15 protein-coding genes are annotated in these 14261 nt (G+C 70.1%); 8 read left to right on the forward strand and 7 right to left on the reverse strand.

Annotated elements, in window-relative coordinates; all coding sequences use genetic code 11:
* Window positions 1–7 precede the first annotated feature (7 nt).
* Window positions 8–553, reverse strand: a complete 546-nt coding sequence (locus Q4V64_RS16125) for a hypothetical protein (RefSeq protein ID WP_253267186.1) — start codon at window positions 551–553, stop codon at window positions 8–10.
* 109 nt (window positions 554–662) lie between these two features.
* Entirely contained in the window at window positions 663–1592 is a 930-nt protein-coding gene (locus Q4V64_RS16130) for a helix-turn-helix transcriptional regulator (RefSeq protein WP_253267185.1), read from the reverse strand.
* A gap of 101 nt (window positions 1593–1693) precedes the next feature.
* On the opposite strand from Q4V64_RS16130, the gene Q4V64_RS16135 reads away from it, so the two are divergent.
* From Q4V64_RS16135 to Q4V64_RS16145, 3 genes are all read left to right on the forward strand, one after another.
* Window positions 1694–3124: an MFS transporter gene (locus tag Q4V64_RS16135; RefSeq protein WP_124442437.1), complete on the forward strand. Its 1431-nt coding sequence runs from the start codon at window positions 1694–1696 to the stop codon at window positions 3122–3124.
* 164 nt (window positions 3125–3288) lie between these two features.
* Window positions 3289–3495, forward strand: coding sequence for a hypothetical protein (locus tag Q4V64_RS16140; RefSeq protein ID WP_124442436.1), 207 nt, complete (start codon window positions 3289–3291; stop codon window positions 3493–3495).
* A gap of 86 nt (window positions 3496–3581) precedes the next feature.
* The gene (locus Q4V64_RS16145) at window positions 3582–4775 is read left to right on the forward strand and encodes a serine hydrolase domain-containing protein (RefSeq protein WP_124442435.1); all 1194 of its coding nucleotides are present in this window, start codon (window positions 3582–3584) and stop codon (window positions 4773–4775) included.
* Here the strand turns inward: Q4V64_RS16145 and Q4V64_RS16150 are convergent.
* A complete protein-coding gene (locus Q4V64_RS16150) occupies window positions 4772–5362 on the reverse strand; it encodes a TetR family transcriptional regulator (protein WP_124442434.1) in 591 nt (196 codons plus the stop codon). The genes Q4V64_RS16145 and Q4V64_RS16150 overlap by 4 nt on opposite strands.
* 25 nt (window positions 5363–5387) lie before the next feature.
* A complete protein-coding gene (locus tag Q4V64_RS16155) occupies window positions 5388–6392 on the reverse strand; it encodes an aldo/keto reductase (RefSeq protein ID WP_124442433.1) in 1005 nt (334 codons plus the stop codon).
* 159 nt (window positions 6393–6551) lie between these two features.
* On the opposite strand from Q4V64_RS16155, the gene Q4V64_RS16160 reads away from it, so the two are divergent.
* Complete coding sequence (locus tag Q4V64_RS16160; protein ID WP_124442432.1) at window positions 6552–7787, forward strand: epoxide hydrolase; 1236 nt, start codon at window positions 6552–6554, stop codon at window positions 7785–7787.
* A 52-nt stretch (window positions 7788–7839) separates the two neighbouring features.
* Here the strand turns inward: Q4V64_RS16160 and Q4V64_RS16165 are convergent, their stop codons facing one another.
* Window positions 7840–8451 (reverse strand): LysE family translocator, encoded by a 612-nt coding sequence (locus Q4V64_RS16165; protein WP_124442431.1) that lies wholly within the window; start codon window positions 8449–8451, stop codon window positions 7840–7842.
* A 136-nt stretch (window positions 8452–8587) separates the two neighbouring features.
* Complete coding sequence (locus tag Q4V64_RS16170) at window positions 8588–9970, reverse strand: glycine--tRNA ligase (RefSeq protein WP_124442430.1); 1383 nt, start codon at window positions 9968–9970, stop codon at window positions 8588–8590.
* A gap of 160 nt (window positions 9971–10130) precedes the next feature.
* Here Q4V64_RS16170 and Q4V64_RS16175 point away from each other — a divergent pair, with 160 nt between their 5' ends.
* The 4 genes from Q4V64_RS16175 to Q4V64_RS16190 are packed head-to-tail and all read left to right on the forward strand — an operon-like array spanning window position 10131 to window position 13263.
* Window positions 10131–11093, forward strand: coding sequence for a zinc ABC transporter substrate-binding protein (locus tag Q4V64_RS16175; RefSeq protein WP_124442429.1), 963 nt, complete (start codon window positions 10131–10133; stop codon window positions 11091–11093).
* Window positions 11094–11117: 24 nt separating this feature from the next.
* Entirely contained in the window at window positions 11118–11885 is a 768-nt protein-coding gene (locus tag Q4V64_RS16180; protein ID WP_124442428.1) for a metal ABC transporter ATP-binding protein, read from the forward strand.
* On the forward strand, window positions 11885–12787 hold the full coding sequence (locus Q4V64_RS16185) for a metal ABC transporter permease (protein WP_124442427.1): 903 nt from the start codon (window positions 11885–11887) through the stop codon (window positions 12785–12787). Before Q4V64_RS16180 ends, Q4V64_RS16185 begins: the two co-directional genes overlap by 1 nt.
* A gap of 59 nt (window positions 12788–12846) precedes the next feature.
* Entirely contained in the window at window positions 12847–13263 is a 417-nt protein-coding gene (locus tag Q4V64_RS16190) for a transcriptional repressor (protein ID WP_124442426.1), read from the forward strand.
* Window positions 13264–13372: 109 nt separating this feature from the next.
* Here the strand turns inward: Q4V64_RS16190 and Q4V64_RS16195 are convergent, their stop codons facing one another.
* On the reverse strand, window positions 13373–14206 hold the full coding sequence (locus Q4V64_RS16195; RefSeq protein WP_124442425.1) for an isoprenyl transferase: 834 nt from the start codon (window positions 14204–14206) through the stop codon (window positions 13373–13375).
* Window positions 14207–14261 lie beyond the last annotated feature (55 nt).

Here is a 14261-nt window from a genome sequence, read left to right on the forward strand (position 1 = left end):
ATCGCCCTCAGCCGTTCGTATGGGTGTGGGTGGGCAGCTTGCCGGAGGGCGTGGGGGGCGGCGACGCCGTGTGCTGCGCCTGCTCCGCCTGCTCCACCTCTTGCGCCTCCCGTGCCTCCCGCGTCTCCCGCGTCTCCCGCGCGGACGACTTGCTGGGGGACGGGGCGTGCGGCGGGGCGTGCGCCGGCATCACGCGCGGCGTGGGCGCCTCGCCGTGGGCGTCGTCCGATCCGCCGCTCCGCGTGGCGTCGCTGTTGGTCCCGGGGTTGTGTTCCTCCGCCTTGTCTCCCCGCGGCTGCGTGAGCCACGCCACCGCCGCCCCCGTGATCGCGACCGGCCACTCCACGACGCCCGCGACGCCGAGCACCCCGGCGCCCGTGTACACCGCGATCCGCCGCCCGCGCGGCGACACCGCTCCGATCCTGTCCAGCGTGCCCTCGGCCGCCCGCCCCACCAACCCGGCGCCCGGCACCTTGCTCAACACCGAGGTCGCCGCTCGCAGCGGCTGGGCGATCTTCTGTTCGGCCCTTTCCTCAACCCTCTGCTCAGCCATGGCCTTCTCGACTCTCCTCGGACGGACCTCACCTTTCGGACCGCCCGAGTTCCCGCACTTCGCAGAGTCATCCCAGGTCCGGAGGAGTTCCCGGTTCCCGGCCAGTGCTTCAGCCCCGTTCCGCCTCCCGTTCCCGGGCGATCGCGTGCAGCCGCTCCAGCCGGGCCCGTGACTCCTCGTCCGCCGGTACGTACGTCACCATGCGCGGCCCGGTCTGCGGCCCGAGCCACAGGTCGGTGTGGTCGACGACGACCCGCCCGACGTACCGGTTGAGGAACTCCTTGCGCCGCACCCGGTGCGCACCGACCTCGTGCCGGTCCCAGGCCGCGCGGAAGTCCGGCGACTGCGCGCGCAGCCGTTTGAGCAGCATCTTCCAGGCGGGCTCGGCGAGGTGACCGGCCATCGTGGCGCGGAAACGGGCGGCCATCAGGCGCCGGGTCTCCTCCAGGTGCACGATCGAGGAACTCCACTCCTCGTGCGTGTAGCAAAGGATCATGCAGTTGCGGTCCTCGGGGGGCACCGCGTCCAGGTCGCACAGCAGCAGGCCGTACGTGCGGTTGTAGGCGAGGATGTCGTACCGGCTGTTCTGCACACAGGCCGGCACCGGTTCGAGCTGCTCCAGCACGGCCCGCAGCGCCGGCGTGATCGACGGGCAGTTGGTGGCCGGCGTCGGGTCCACGGCCCCGGCGAGCTGGAAGAGATGGGCGCGTTCGCTGGGGTCGAGCAGCAAGGTGCGGGCGAGCGCGTCCAGGACCTGGACGGAGACCTGGATGTCCCGGGCCTGCTCCAACCACGTGTACCAGGTGACGCCGACCGCCGAGAGGTGGGCGACCTCTTCGCGGCGCAGGCCCGGCGTACGGCGTCGTCGGCCGCGCGGCAGGCCGACCTGCTCGGGGGTGATGTGCTCGCGGCGGTGGCGCAGGAAGGCGGCGAGTTCGTGCCGCCGGATCGCCGCCACAGTCGTACCGCCGCTACCGTCGGCCGCCTGGGTCGTCTCCTGGGCCGTCTCCTGGGCCGTCTCCTGGGCCATGGTCGTCATGCCTCCAGCCTGCCGCCGCCCGGAGCCTGATTCCAGGTGGTCCCGCTACCAGGATAAGAAGACTCTGGTACCAGCCTGAGCGGCGCCGCAGCCTCGTAGTCGTGACCGAAACCACGACCACTCCACGCTCCCTGCGGCCCGCCCCGGCGTCACCCTCGCTGGGCGGCCTCGGACTGTTCACGGTGCTGCTGGCCGCCGCACTCCCCCTCGTCGACTTCTTCATCGTCAATGTCGCCCTGCCCACCATCGGCAAGGACCTGGCCGCGAGCGAGTCGGTCCTCGAACTGGTCGTCGCCGGGTACGGCCTGGCGTACGCCGTCCTCCTCGTCCTCGGCGGCCGGCTCGGCGACCTGTTCGGCCGGCGCCGCCTCTTCCTGGGCGGCATGGCCGCGTTCGGCCTGACCTCGCTGGCGTGCGGGCTCGCGCCCACCGCCTGGACCCTGGTCGCGGCGCGGGTCGCGCAGGGCGCGGCGTCCGCCGCGATGCTGCCGCAGGTGCTCGCCACCATCCAGGCGGCCACCTCCGGGCCGCGCCGCGCCAAGGCGATGGGCCTGTACGGCGCCACGGCCGGCCTGTCCATGGTGGCCGGGCAGATCCTCGGCGGCGTCCTCGTCTCCGCCGACCTCGCGGGCACCGGCTGGCGTTCGGTGTTCCTGGTGAACGTGCCGGTGGTCGTCGTCGGCCTGGTCCTCGCGGCCCGCGTGGTCCCGGAGACCCGTGCGCAGCGCCCGGAGCCGGTGGACGGCCCGGGCACGGTCCTGCTGGCCGTCTCGCTGCTCACCCTGCTGGCCCCGCTGACCGAGGGCCGGGCGGCGGGCTGGCCCCTGTGGACGTGGCTGTCGCTGGCGGCGTTCCCGTTCGTGGCGGCGGCGTTCTACGCGGTGGAGCGCAGGGCGGACCGCCAGGGCCGCACACCTCTGGTACCCCCGAGCCTGTTCGCGCTGGTGTCGCTGCGGCGCGGGCTGGTGATCATCCTGCCGTTCTCCATCGGCTTCAGCGGCTTCATGTTCGTGATCGCGGTGGCGTTGCAGCAGGGCGCGGGCCTCGGTCCCGTCCAGGCGGGCCTGGCGCTGGTCCCGCTGGCGGTGACGTTCTTCTTCACGTCGATCGCCGGTCCGCGGCTCATCGCCCGGTACGGCACCCGGGTGGTGACGGCCGGCTCCCTGCTCCAGGGGGTGGGCGTGGGCCTGATCGCCCTGGCCGCCTGGCGTTCCTGGCCGGACCTCGGCCTCCTCGCCCTGCTCCCGGGCGGCGCGGTCGCGGGCGTGGGCCAGGCCCTCCAACTCCCGGTGATCTTCCGGATCGTGCTGTCGGAGGTGCCGCCCGCCCGGGCCGGTGTCGGCAGCGGCGTGATGACCACCACCCAGCAGTCCGCCCTGGCACTCGGCGTGGCCACCCTCGGCACGCTCTTCCTGTCCCTGATCCCCAGCATGGGCATGCGAAACGCCCTGGTCACCACGCTCCTGGTCCAGTTGGCGACGATCGCGCTCACGGGTCTGCTCAGCCTGCGACTCCCCAGGACGATCGCCTGAGAAGTAGCGAGAACTACGGAGAGCCGCCGAAATCCACTGTGAGCCACTGAGAGATAGGGCACGGCTTGGCGAAGTCGCTGTGAAGGATCCCCTGTTGATGTTGGTCTTGCTGCACACTCCGTGCTGCGTCGACCGACTCACAGGGCGCGGCCTCTGGAGGCAGCATGTTGGAGATCAACACGAGCAAGGTGAGCCGCTGGGATCAGCACGGGCGCGAACACGTCGTCCGCGTACAGCGCACGGGCGTACAGCGCACGATCAGATGCGACACGTGCGGCTGGCAGAAGAGCGCGCAGTTCCTGCCGTGGCTGAAGGCGCAGGAGCACCTCGCCGAGGAGCATCAGGCGACGGTGGACCCGGCGGGGGCGTGAACGGCCCGCCGGACCGATGACTTTCGGCCGCGGCAGCAGTCGTACCCCTACGACCACTGGACCGCGACGCACCGGAAGGCCCACCGATGAGCTCACTGCACGACATCCTGCGACGGCACGTCGCCGACGGATCGATCCCGGGAGCCGTCGGCCTCGTGGCGCGAGGCGACGACGTCGAGGTGGTGACGGTCGGCCACCAGGACGCCGACGGCACCACCCCGATGGCCCGGGACTCGATCTTCCGTATCGCCTCGATCACCAAGCCGATCACAGCGGCGGCGGTGCTGACGCTGGTGGAGGAGGGGCGGATCGGGCTGGAGGATCCGGTGGACGAGTGGCTGCCGGAGCTGTCGAAGCCGATGGTGGTGCGCAGCCCGGCCGCCCCCGTCGACGACGTGGTCCCGGCGGACCGCCCGATCACGGTCGAGGACCTGCTCAGCTCCCGGGCGGGCTGGGGCTTCCCGTCGGACTTCTCGCTGCCCGCGGTGCGGGCGCTGTTCGAGGTCCAGAAGGACGGCCGGGCCCCACAGGCCTACCCGGACCCGGACACCTGGCTGGCCGCCCTCGCCCGGGTCCCGCTGCTGCACCAGCCGGGCGCGGCCTGGCTGTACCAGACGTGCTCCGACCTGCAAGGCATCCTGGTCGCCCGGGCCTCGGGCCGGACGCTCCCCGAGTTCCTGGCGGAACGGATCTTCGAGCCGCTGGGCATGACGGACTCGGCGTTCGAGGTCCCGCCGGCCAAACGCCACCGCTTCACCAGCCACTACGGCGCGACCGACCTGGGCGCCCTGGAACTGGCGGATGCCCCGGACGGCGAATGGGCCGCCCTCCCCGCCTTCCCCTCGGGCGGCGGCGGCCTGGTCTCCACGGCCGACGACTGGCTGGCCTTCGCCCGCATGCTGCTGGCGGGCGGCACGGCGAACGGCCACCGCCTGCTGACCCCGACCTCGGTGAGCCGCATGACCAGCAACCACCTCACCGCCTGCCAGCGCGAGTTGGGCTTCCTGTTCCTGGAGGGCCAGGGCTGGGGCTACGGCGGCCAGGTCGACGTCACCCCGATCGACCCCTGGAACGTCCCCGGCCGCTACGGCTGGGTCGGCGGCACCGGCACGACGGCCCACGTCATCCCGACGACGAGCACGGTCACCATCCTCCTGACCCAGGTGGCGATGCAGAGCCCGACGCCGCCGGGGGTGATGCGGGACTTCTGGCGGTGTACGGCGGCGGAAGGTCAGGGCCTGTCCGGCGGATCAGGTCGCAGGAAATCGGCGGCGCCCTAGGCCCGCAGGCCGCGCAGTATCAGGTCCAGCACCGCCCGGAAGTCCTCCCCGATGCCCGGCTGTTCCCACTCCCCGGCATAACGCGGGTCGTGGAAGCGGTCGCTGGCGTGGAAGACGGCGCGGGCGGTGACCGCCGGGTCGGCCGAGGTGAACGTGCCGGACTCGACGCCGGCCTCGATGATCCGGGTCAGCTGGGCGATCAGCTCGGTGAGGTGTTCTCCGACGACCTCGCCGGTCTCGCCGGTCAGCACCGTGTACGTGACGAACAGCTCGGGATCGTCGCCCGCCTTGCGGCGCTTGGCCTCGAAGAGGCCCTCGAGCCAGTCGCACAACCGCGTCCGCGGGTCACGGGTCTCGTCGGCGACGATCCCGGACAGGGCCTCGGAGGTGCGGTCCAGCCACCGCTTCGTCACCGCCTCGCGCAGCGCCGCCTTCGTCCGGAAGTGCCGGTAGACGCTGCCGTGGCTGACGCCGAGCGCGCGGGCGACGTCCACCACGGTGGCCTTGGCCGGACCGTGGCGGCGCAGCACCTCCTCGGTGGCTTCGAGGATGCGCTCGGCGGTCAGGATCTCCCTGGTCGGTGACATGAGGGAAACGTACCTGGCGCCCGCGTCAGCGCTCGACCTGCGCCATCTGCGCCGCCGGATAGCGGTCGCCCGCGGCGGCGCCGGGCGGCACGGCCTCCTCGATCGCGGCGAGGTCGGCCGCGTCCAGCGTGACGTCCAGCGCGCCCAGCGACTCCGCCAGCCGCTCCCGGGTCCGCGCGCCGACGAGCGGCACGATGTCCTCGCCCCGGGACAGCACCCAGGCGATGGCGATCTGCGCGACCGAGACCCCCTTCTGCTCGGCGATCTTCCGGAGTGCCTCCACCAGGTTGAGGTTGTGCTGGAGGTTCTCGCCCTGGAAGCGGGGCGAGAGCGCGCGGTAGTCGTTCGCGGCGAGCTGCCGGCCGGGGGTGAAGTGGCCGGAGATCAGGCCCCGGGACAGGACGCCGTACGCCGTGACGGAGATGCCCAGTTCCCGGGTGGTCGGCAGGATCTCCGTCTCGATGCCGCGCGAGATGAGGGAGTACTCGATCTGGAGGTCCGAGATGGGCGCGGTGGCGGCGGCCCGGCGGATCGTCTCGGCGCCGACCTCGCTCAGGCCGATGTGACGGACGTGCCCCTTCTCGACCAGTTCGGCGATCGCGCCGACCGTTTCCTCGATCGGTACGTCCGGGTCGAGCCGGGCGATCCGGTAGACGTCGATGTGGTCGACGCCGAGACGCTGGAGCGAGTAGGCGGCGAAGTTCTTCACGGCGGCCGGGCGGCCGTCGTACCCGGACCAGCCGCCGTCGGGGTCGCGCAGCGCCCCGAACTTCACGCTGACCAGTGCCTGTTCGCGCCGGGCGGCGGGCGCGGAGCGCAGCGCCTCACCGATCAGCAGTTCGTTGTGGCCCATGCCGTAGAAGTCGCCGGTGTCGAGCAGCGTCACGCCCGCCTCGAGCGCGGCGTGGATCGTGGCGATCGACTCGGCCCGGTCGGCGTCGCCGTACAGCGCCGACATGCCCATGCAGCCGAGGCCGAGGGCGGAGACCTGGGGGCCGGCGCTTCCGAGGGTGCGAGTGTGCAGCGTCATGACATCCACCATGGCATGACAGATGACAGATTTCAATATCTGTCATTCGCTACCTGCTGTCACCTGCCATCCGTTACCTGTCAGCTGTCGCCTGCCACCTGCTTTCCGTCTCCATCGGCCCCGGTGTCCCAGGGCACTGAGCCGGGAAGGAGCCACGCCATGACCACCCCGCACACTTTCCCCCTGAAGCCCGCCCCGATCCATGTGCCCGACGAGGTCCTCGATGACCTGCGCGCCCGTCTCACACTGACCCGTCCGCCGCTGGACGAGGGGAATGGCGACTGGTCCTACGGCGTCCCGGACAGCTATCTCCGTGAGCTGGTCGCCTACTGGCGGGACGGCTACGACTGGCGCAAGGCCGAGGCCGCCATCAACGCCTACGAGCACTACCAGGTGAGCGTCGCCGGTGTCCCGGTGCACTTCATGCGCAAGCCCGGCCGCGGCCCCCGCCCGATCCCGTTGATCCTCACCCACGGCTGGCCGTGGACGTTCTGGCACTGGTCGAAGGTGATCGACCCGCTCGCCGACCCGGCCGCGTTCGGCGGTGACCCCGCCGACGCGTTCGACGTCATCGTGCCGTCCCTGCCCGGCTTCGGTTTTCCCGGCCCGCTCACCGGCTTTCCGGACGTCAACTTCTGGAAGGTCTCCGACCTCTGGCACACCCTGATGACCGAGACCCTGGGATACGAGAAGTACGCCGCCGGGGGCTGCGACATCGGCGGGATCGTCTCCAGCCAGCTCGGCCACAAGTACGCCGACGAGCTGTACGGCATCCACATCGGCTCCGGGCTGCCGCTCGACTTCTTCACCGGCCCCCGCGCCTGGGACTTCGCCCGGAATGGGCCCCTCACCGACGATCAGCCCCCCGAGGTCCGCGCCCGCATCATCGAGCTGGACCACCGCTGGGCGCCCCACCTCGCCGTGCACATGCTCGACGGCGCCACCCTGGCCCACGGGCTGAGCGACTCACCCGCCGGACTGCTCGCCTGGCTGCTGGAGCGCTGGAACGCCTGGAGCGACAACGGCGGTGACGTCGAGTCCGTCTTCACCAAGGACGACCTGCTCACCCACGCCACGATCTACTGGGTGAACAACTCCATCGCCACGTCGATGCGTTACTACGCCAACGCCAACCGCTACCCCTGGACCCCCGCCCACGACCGCACCCCGGTCGTGCAGGCCCCGGTCGGCCTCACCTTCGTCACGTACGAGAACCCGCCCGGCATCCACACCGCCGACGAGCGCGTCCGGGCGTTCAAGAACGGCCCGCAGGCCGGTTGGTTCAACCACGTCAACGTCAACGCCCACGACCGCGGCGGCCACTTCATCCCCTGGGAGAACCCCGACGCCTGGGTGAGCGACCTGCGCCGCACCTTCCAGGGCCGCAGGCCCTGAACGACCCGCGGGCTTGTCCGGCGACAGGCGTCCGAGCCAGGACTCCCGGGCCCTACCGCGCCGTGAACGCCAGCTTCGCCCCCAGCACCACGAACGACCCCGCGAAACTCCGCCGCAGCCACGCCATCACCCCGGGCCGCGAGGTGACATGCCGGCGCACGGACGCCGCGAGGAGGCCGTACGCGAGGAAGACGACAAAGGTGACCAGCATGAACACGCCGCCGAGCGCCAGCATCCGTACGGCGGAGTGCGGCTGCCCGGGGCTGACGAACTGCGGCAGGAAGGCCAAGAAGAAGATCGTCACCTTCGGATTGAGGACGTTGATCAGCACGGCACGGACGATCACCTGCCCCGCGGAGAGGGGCGCGGCGCTCTGATCGACGTCGAGGGTGCCCTTGTCCCGGACCATGGCCCACGCCATGTAGAGCAGGTAGACGACACCGGCGTACTTGAGGATCTGGAAGGCAGTCGCACTCGCGTGCAGCAGTGCGGCGAGGCCGGTGGCGGTGGCCAGCACATGCGGGACGATCGCGAGTGTGCAGCCGACGGCGGCGACGACGCTCGCGCGGCGGCCCCGGGAGAGCCCGGTGGCGAGGGTGTAGACGACCCCGGTGCCGGGGGTGACGCAGACGACGAGGGTGGTCAACAGGAACGCGATGCTCATGCTGATCACCCTGGTAGCACGATGGCCCTTGATACAGGTCCATAGAGGTACCCGTATCAAGGGCCAAAGAGGCCGATCAAGGGCCAAAGAGGCCGAAGAGGCGTTGAGCGGCTTTGAGCGGCCCGGAGTGCCGGCGCTAGCAGCCCAGCAGACGCCCGGCCAGGTATCCCTCGATCTGGTCCAGCGACACGCGCTCCTGCTTCATCGAGTCGCGCTCGCGCACCGTCACCGCGTTGTCGTCCAGGGTGTCGAAGTCGACCGTCACGCAGTACGGCGTACCGATCTCGTCCTGGCGGCGGTAGCGGCGGCCGATGGCGCCCGCGTCGTCGAACTCGATGTTCCAGTTCTGCCGCAGCGTCTGGGCGAGGCCCTTGGCCTTGGGGGAAAGCTCAGGGTTCCTCGAAAGGGGAAGCACCGCGACCTTCACGGGAGCCAGGCGGGGGTCGAGGCGCAGCACCGTGCGCTTCTCCATCTTGCCCTTGGCGTTGGGGGCCTCGTCCTCGATGTAGGCGTCGAGCAGGAAGGCGAGCATCGCCCGGCCGACACCGGCCGCCGGCTCGATGACGTACGGCGTCCAGCGCTCGCCGGCCTCCTGGTCGAAGTAGGACAGGTCCTGGCCCGAGGCCTTCGAGTGCGCACCGAGGTCGTAGTCCGTCCGGTTCGCGACACCCTCCAGCTCGCCCCACTCGTTGCCGCCGAAGTTGAAGCGGTACTCGATGTCGGCGGTGCGCTTGGAGTAGTGGGAGAGCTTCTCCTTCGGGTGCTCGAACCAGCGCATGTTCTCCTCACGGAGACCCAGGCCGGTGTACCAGCTCCAGCGCTGCTCCATCCAGTACTCCTGCCACTTCTCGTCCTCGCCCGGCTTGACGAAGAATTCCATCTCCATCTGCTCGAACTCACGGGTGCGGAAGATGAAGTTGCCCGGCGTGATCTCGTTGCGGAACGACTTGCCCATCTGGGCGATGCCGAACGGCGGCTTGCGGCGCGAGGTGGTCTGCACCTGGCCGAAGTTGGTGAAGATGCCCTGCGCGGTCTCGGGACGCAGGTAGGCGATGGAGCCGCTGTCCTGGGTCGGACCGAGGTGGGTGGAGAGCAGACCCGAGAACTGCTTGGGCTCGGTGAACTGACCCTTGTTGCCGCAGTGCGGGCAGTTGACGTCCGCCAGGCCGTTCTCCGGGGGGCGGCCGTGCTTGGCCTCGTAGGCCTCCTCCAGGTGGTCCGCGCGGAACCGCTTGTGACAGGAGGTGCACTCGGTGAGCGGGTCCGTGAAGGTGGCGACGTGGCCGGAGGCGACCCAGACCTCGGGGGCCAGGATCACGGACGAGTCGATACCGACGACGTCCTCGCGCGACGTGACCATGTAGCGCCACCACTGGCGCTTGAGGTTCTCCTTGAGCTCGACACCCAGCGGCCCGTAGTCCCAGGCGGCGCGCTGTCCGCCGTAGATCTCACTGCAGGGGAATACGAAGCCACGGCGCTTGCTCAGGCTGACGATGGTGTCGATCTTGTCGGCGGCCACGGTGCTCTCTTCATTACGACGACGGGCGACGAAGCGAGGTGCTTCCAGCGAATGCTTCAGGTTACCGGCGCAGGCTCCCCCTCAACCAAATCGGGCCGCCTTTATGCCCACCCTGGACGTTTGTTGACAATCGTTTCCAGATTCATTGAAAATGACTGTCATGAACGTACGACGTCGCCTGATACCCACCGCAGCGGTGACCGCCCTCGGTCTCGCGGCCCTCTCCGCCTGCTCCAGCGACAGCGACACGGCGGGCAACACGGACAAGTTCGACGTCGTCGCGTCGTTCTACCCGATGCAGTTCCTCGCCGAGCAGATCGGCGGGGACCACGTGAACGTCACCACCCTCACCGAGCCCGGTCAGGAGCCGCACGACCTGGAGCTCAGCACCAAGCAGACCGCCGACCTCGGCGAGGCGGACGCGGTGCTCTACCTCAAGACCCTCCAGCCTGCCGTCGACGAGGCCGTCTCGCAGTCCCAGGTCAAGAACAAGATCGACGCGGCCACGCTGACCAAGCTCGAGGACCACGGCAGCACCGAGCACGAACACGAGGGCGAGGAGGCACCCGCCGAGGAGAAGCCCTCCGAGGAGGAGGAGCACGCCCTCGACCCGCACATCTGGCTCGACCCGGTGAAGTACGCCGAGGTCGCCAAGGGCGTCGGAGCGGCCCTCGAGAAGGGCGACCCGGACCACGCGGACGACTACAAGAAGAACACCGACGCACTGGTCAAGAAGCTCGACGACCTGAACACCCGGTTCACGAACGGCCTGAAGACCACCGACACCAAGGTCTTCTTCACCAACCACGCCGCCTTCGGCTACCTCGCCGAGCGCTACGGCCTGACCCAGGAGGCCATCTCCGGCCTCGACCCGGAGAGCGAGCCCAGCCCGGCCCGGATCAAGGAACTCCAGACCGAGGCCAAGGCCGACGGCGTCACCACCGTCTTCTACGAGACACTGGTGTCCGACAAGACCGCGAAGACCCTCGCCAAGGACGCGGGACTGAAGACGGACGTCCTCGACCCGCTCGAGGGCATCACCGACAAGTCCAAGGGCGACGACTACTTCCAGGTCATGGAGTCCAATCTCAAGTCGCTGGAGACGGCCTTGGGAGCCAAGTGATCAGCACAGTTCGGAGGACGACCCATGGGTGAGCCCGTCATATCGATGCGCGGTGTCCGCGCCGAACTGGGCTCACGCCCCGTCCTGCGCGGCATCGACCTCACCGCCCACCGCGGTGAGGTCGTCGCGCTGCTCGGCGCGAACGGCTCGGGCAAGTCGACGGCCGTGCGCAGCCTCATCGGCCAAGTGCCGGTCAGCGCCGGCGAGATCGAGCTGTTCGGCACCCCCAGGCGCCGGTTCCGCGACTGGGCGCGCGTGGGCTACGTCCCGCAGCGCACCACCGCCGCGGGCGGCGTGCCCGCCACGGTGACGGAGGTCGTCTCCTCCGGCCGCCTGTCCCGCGCCCGCTTCGGCATGCTCCGCAAGGCGGACCACGAGGCCGTACGCCGCACTCTGGAGCTGGTGGGGATGGCCGACCGGGCGAAGGATTCTGTGAATGCGTTGTCGGGCGGCCAGCACCAGCGAGTGCTGATAGCCCGCGCCCTGGCCTCCGAACCCGAACTGCTGATCATGGACGAGCCGATGGCCGGCGTGGACCTGGCGAGCCAGGAGGTCCTCGCGCGCACCCTCAGGGACCAGGCGGCTTCCGGTACGACCGTCCTGCTCGTCCTGCACGAACTGGGCCCCCTGGAGCCCCTGATCAACCGCGCGATCGTGCTCCGCGACGGCTGCGTCGTACACGACGGCCCGCCCCCGAAGGCGGTCGGCCAGCACGCGCTGCCCGGCCACGACCACGTCCACCCGCACGCGGCTCACGACGCCGAACCGATCCGGACGGGACTGCTGAGCTGATGGAAATCCTCGACTACGCCTTCATGCAGCGGGCCCTGCTCGCCGCCGTCCTGGTCGGCATCACGGCCCCCGCGATCGGCATCTACCTCGTCCAGCGCCGCCAGGCCCTCATGGGCGACGGCATCGGCCACGTCGCGATGACCGGCGTCGGCCTCGGCTTCCTGCTCTCCTGGTCACCGGTGTGGATGGCCACGCTCGTGGCGGTCATCGGCGCGGTCCTCATGGAGCTGATCCGCTGGTACGGCAAGACACGCGGCGACATCGCCCTCGCGATGCTCTTCTACGGCGGTATGGCCGGCGGCGTGATGTTCATCAACCTCGCGCCGACGGGCTCGAACGCGAATCTGACGTCGTACCTCTTCGGCTCACTGTCGACGGTGTCCGAATCGGACGTCACGGCGATCTGCCTGTTGGCCGCCTTCGTGGTCCTGGTCACCCTCGGCCTGCGCCGCCAGCTGTTCGCGGTGAGCCAGGACGAGGAGTTCGCACGGGTCACGGGCCTGCCGGTGCGCGCGCTCAACCTCCTGACGGCGATCACGGCGGCGGTCACGGTGACGGTCGCGATGCGCGTGGTCGGCCTGCTGCTGGTGTCGGCCCTCATGGTGGTGCCGGTGGCGGCGGCCCAGCAGCTGAGCCGCAGCTTTGCGGCCACTTTCGCGATCGCGGTGGCGATCGGGGTCGGCGTGACGATCGGCGGGACCGTCACCTCGTATTACCAGGACGTGCCGCCCGGCGCGACGATCGTGCTCCTGACCATCGGGGCGTTCATCGTGCTGACCGCGCTGGCGGCCCCGCTGGCCCGGCGCCGCGCGCGGGCACGGACCGCCGCACACCCCACCGGGGACCCGGCGGAGTGTGCGATTCCAGCCACCCGGGAGGCCGAGGGCAAGGTCGGCGTCTGACCGCCCACAGGCCGGGCTGGCACAATGGCCCGGCAAGCGCAGACGTGAGGAGGCAACCGGTGACGACCGCTGGACCGCCAGTGAAGGGCCGCGCGACCCGGCAGCGGGCCGCCGTGGCGGCGGCGCTCGACGAGGTCGACGAGTTCCGCAGTGCACAGGAACTGCACGACATGCTCAAGCACAAGGGCGATTCCGTCGGCCTGACCACGGTCTACCGCACGCTTCAGTCCCTTGCCGACGCCGGCGAGGTCGATGTCCTGCGCACGTCCGACGGCGAGTCCGTCTACCGCCGCTGCTCGACGGGTGAACACCACCACCATCTGGTCTGCCGCATGTGCGGCAAGGCGGTCGAGGTCGAGGGCCCGGCGGTGGAGAAGTGGGCGGACGCGATCGCGGCGGAACACGGGTTCGTGAACGTGGCGCACACGGTGGAGATCTTCGGGACGTGCGTGGACTGCGCGGCGGCGTCGGCGTAGCTGCGGGCAGTCGTGCAGCTGGGGCGGCACGGGTGGGCGCAGCGGCACTCGCCAGCGCCGGGTTGCGCGCCCACCCCCGCCCAGCAGCAACGCCGGGTCCGCTCCAGGGCTACTCCTGCTTGCCCTCCATGGCCAGCAGCTCCTCGTTCGGAATCGCTCCCCCGAACCGCCGGTCCCGCGAAGCGAACTCCACGCACGCCCGCCACAGATCACGCCGATCGAAGTCCGGCCACAGCACGTTCTGGAAGACCATCTCGGCGTAGGCGCTCTGCCAGAGCAGGTAATTGGAGGTGCGCTGCTCGCCGCTGGGCCGGAGGAACAGGTCCACGTCCGGCATGTCGGGGTAGTAGAGGTACTTCGCGAAGGTCTTCTCCGTGACCTTGGACGGATCCAGCCGCCCGGCCCGTACATCCTCCGCCAACGCCTGCGCCGCGTCGGAGATCTCGGCCCGCCCGCCGTAGTTCATGCAGAAGTACAGGGTCAGCTTGTCGTTGCCCTGGGTCTGCTCCTGAGCGACCTGAAGCTCCTTGGCGACCGACTTCCACAACTTGGGCATCCGCCCCACCCACCGCACCCGGATCCCCAGCTGATCGAGCTGATCCCGGGTCTTACGGATGAAGTCACGGTTGAAGTTCATCAGGAAGCGCACCTCGTCCGGAGACCGCTTCCAGTTCTCGGTCGAGAAGGCGTACAGCGAGATCGCCCCCACGCCCATCTCGATCGCGCCCTGCAGCACGTCCAGCACCCGCTCGGCACCGACCTTGTGCCCCTCGGTACGCGGCAGCCCCCGCTCCTTCGCCCACCGCCCGTTCCCGTCCATGACGATCGCCACATGCTTCGGGATCAGCTCGCCGGGCAGCTTCGGCGCGCGGGCACCGGACGGGTGCGGCTCCGGCTTCTTGTACTCGCGGCGCTGGCGCCCCAGGAACCCGCGTGTGGCCATGTGCTTCTCGTCTCCCTAAGCCTGTGCTTTGGCGCTTGTTTCTCAGCGCTTGTTT

The organism is Streptomyces sp. NL15-2K, assembly GCF_030551255.1.
GTDB lineage: Bacteria > Actinomycetota > Actinomycetes > Streptomycetales > Streptomycetaceae > Streptomyces.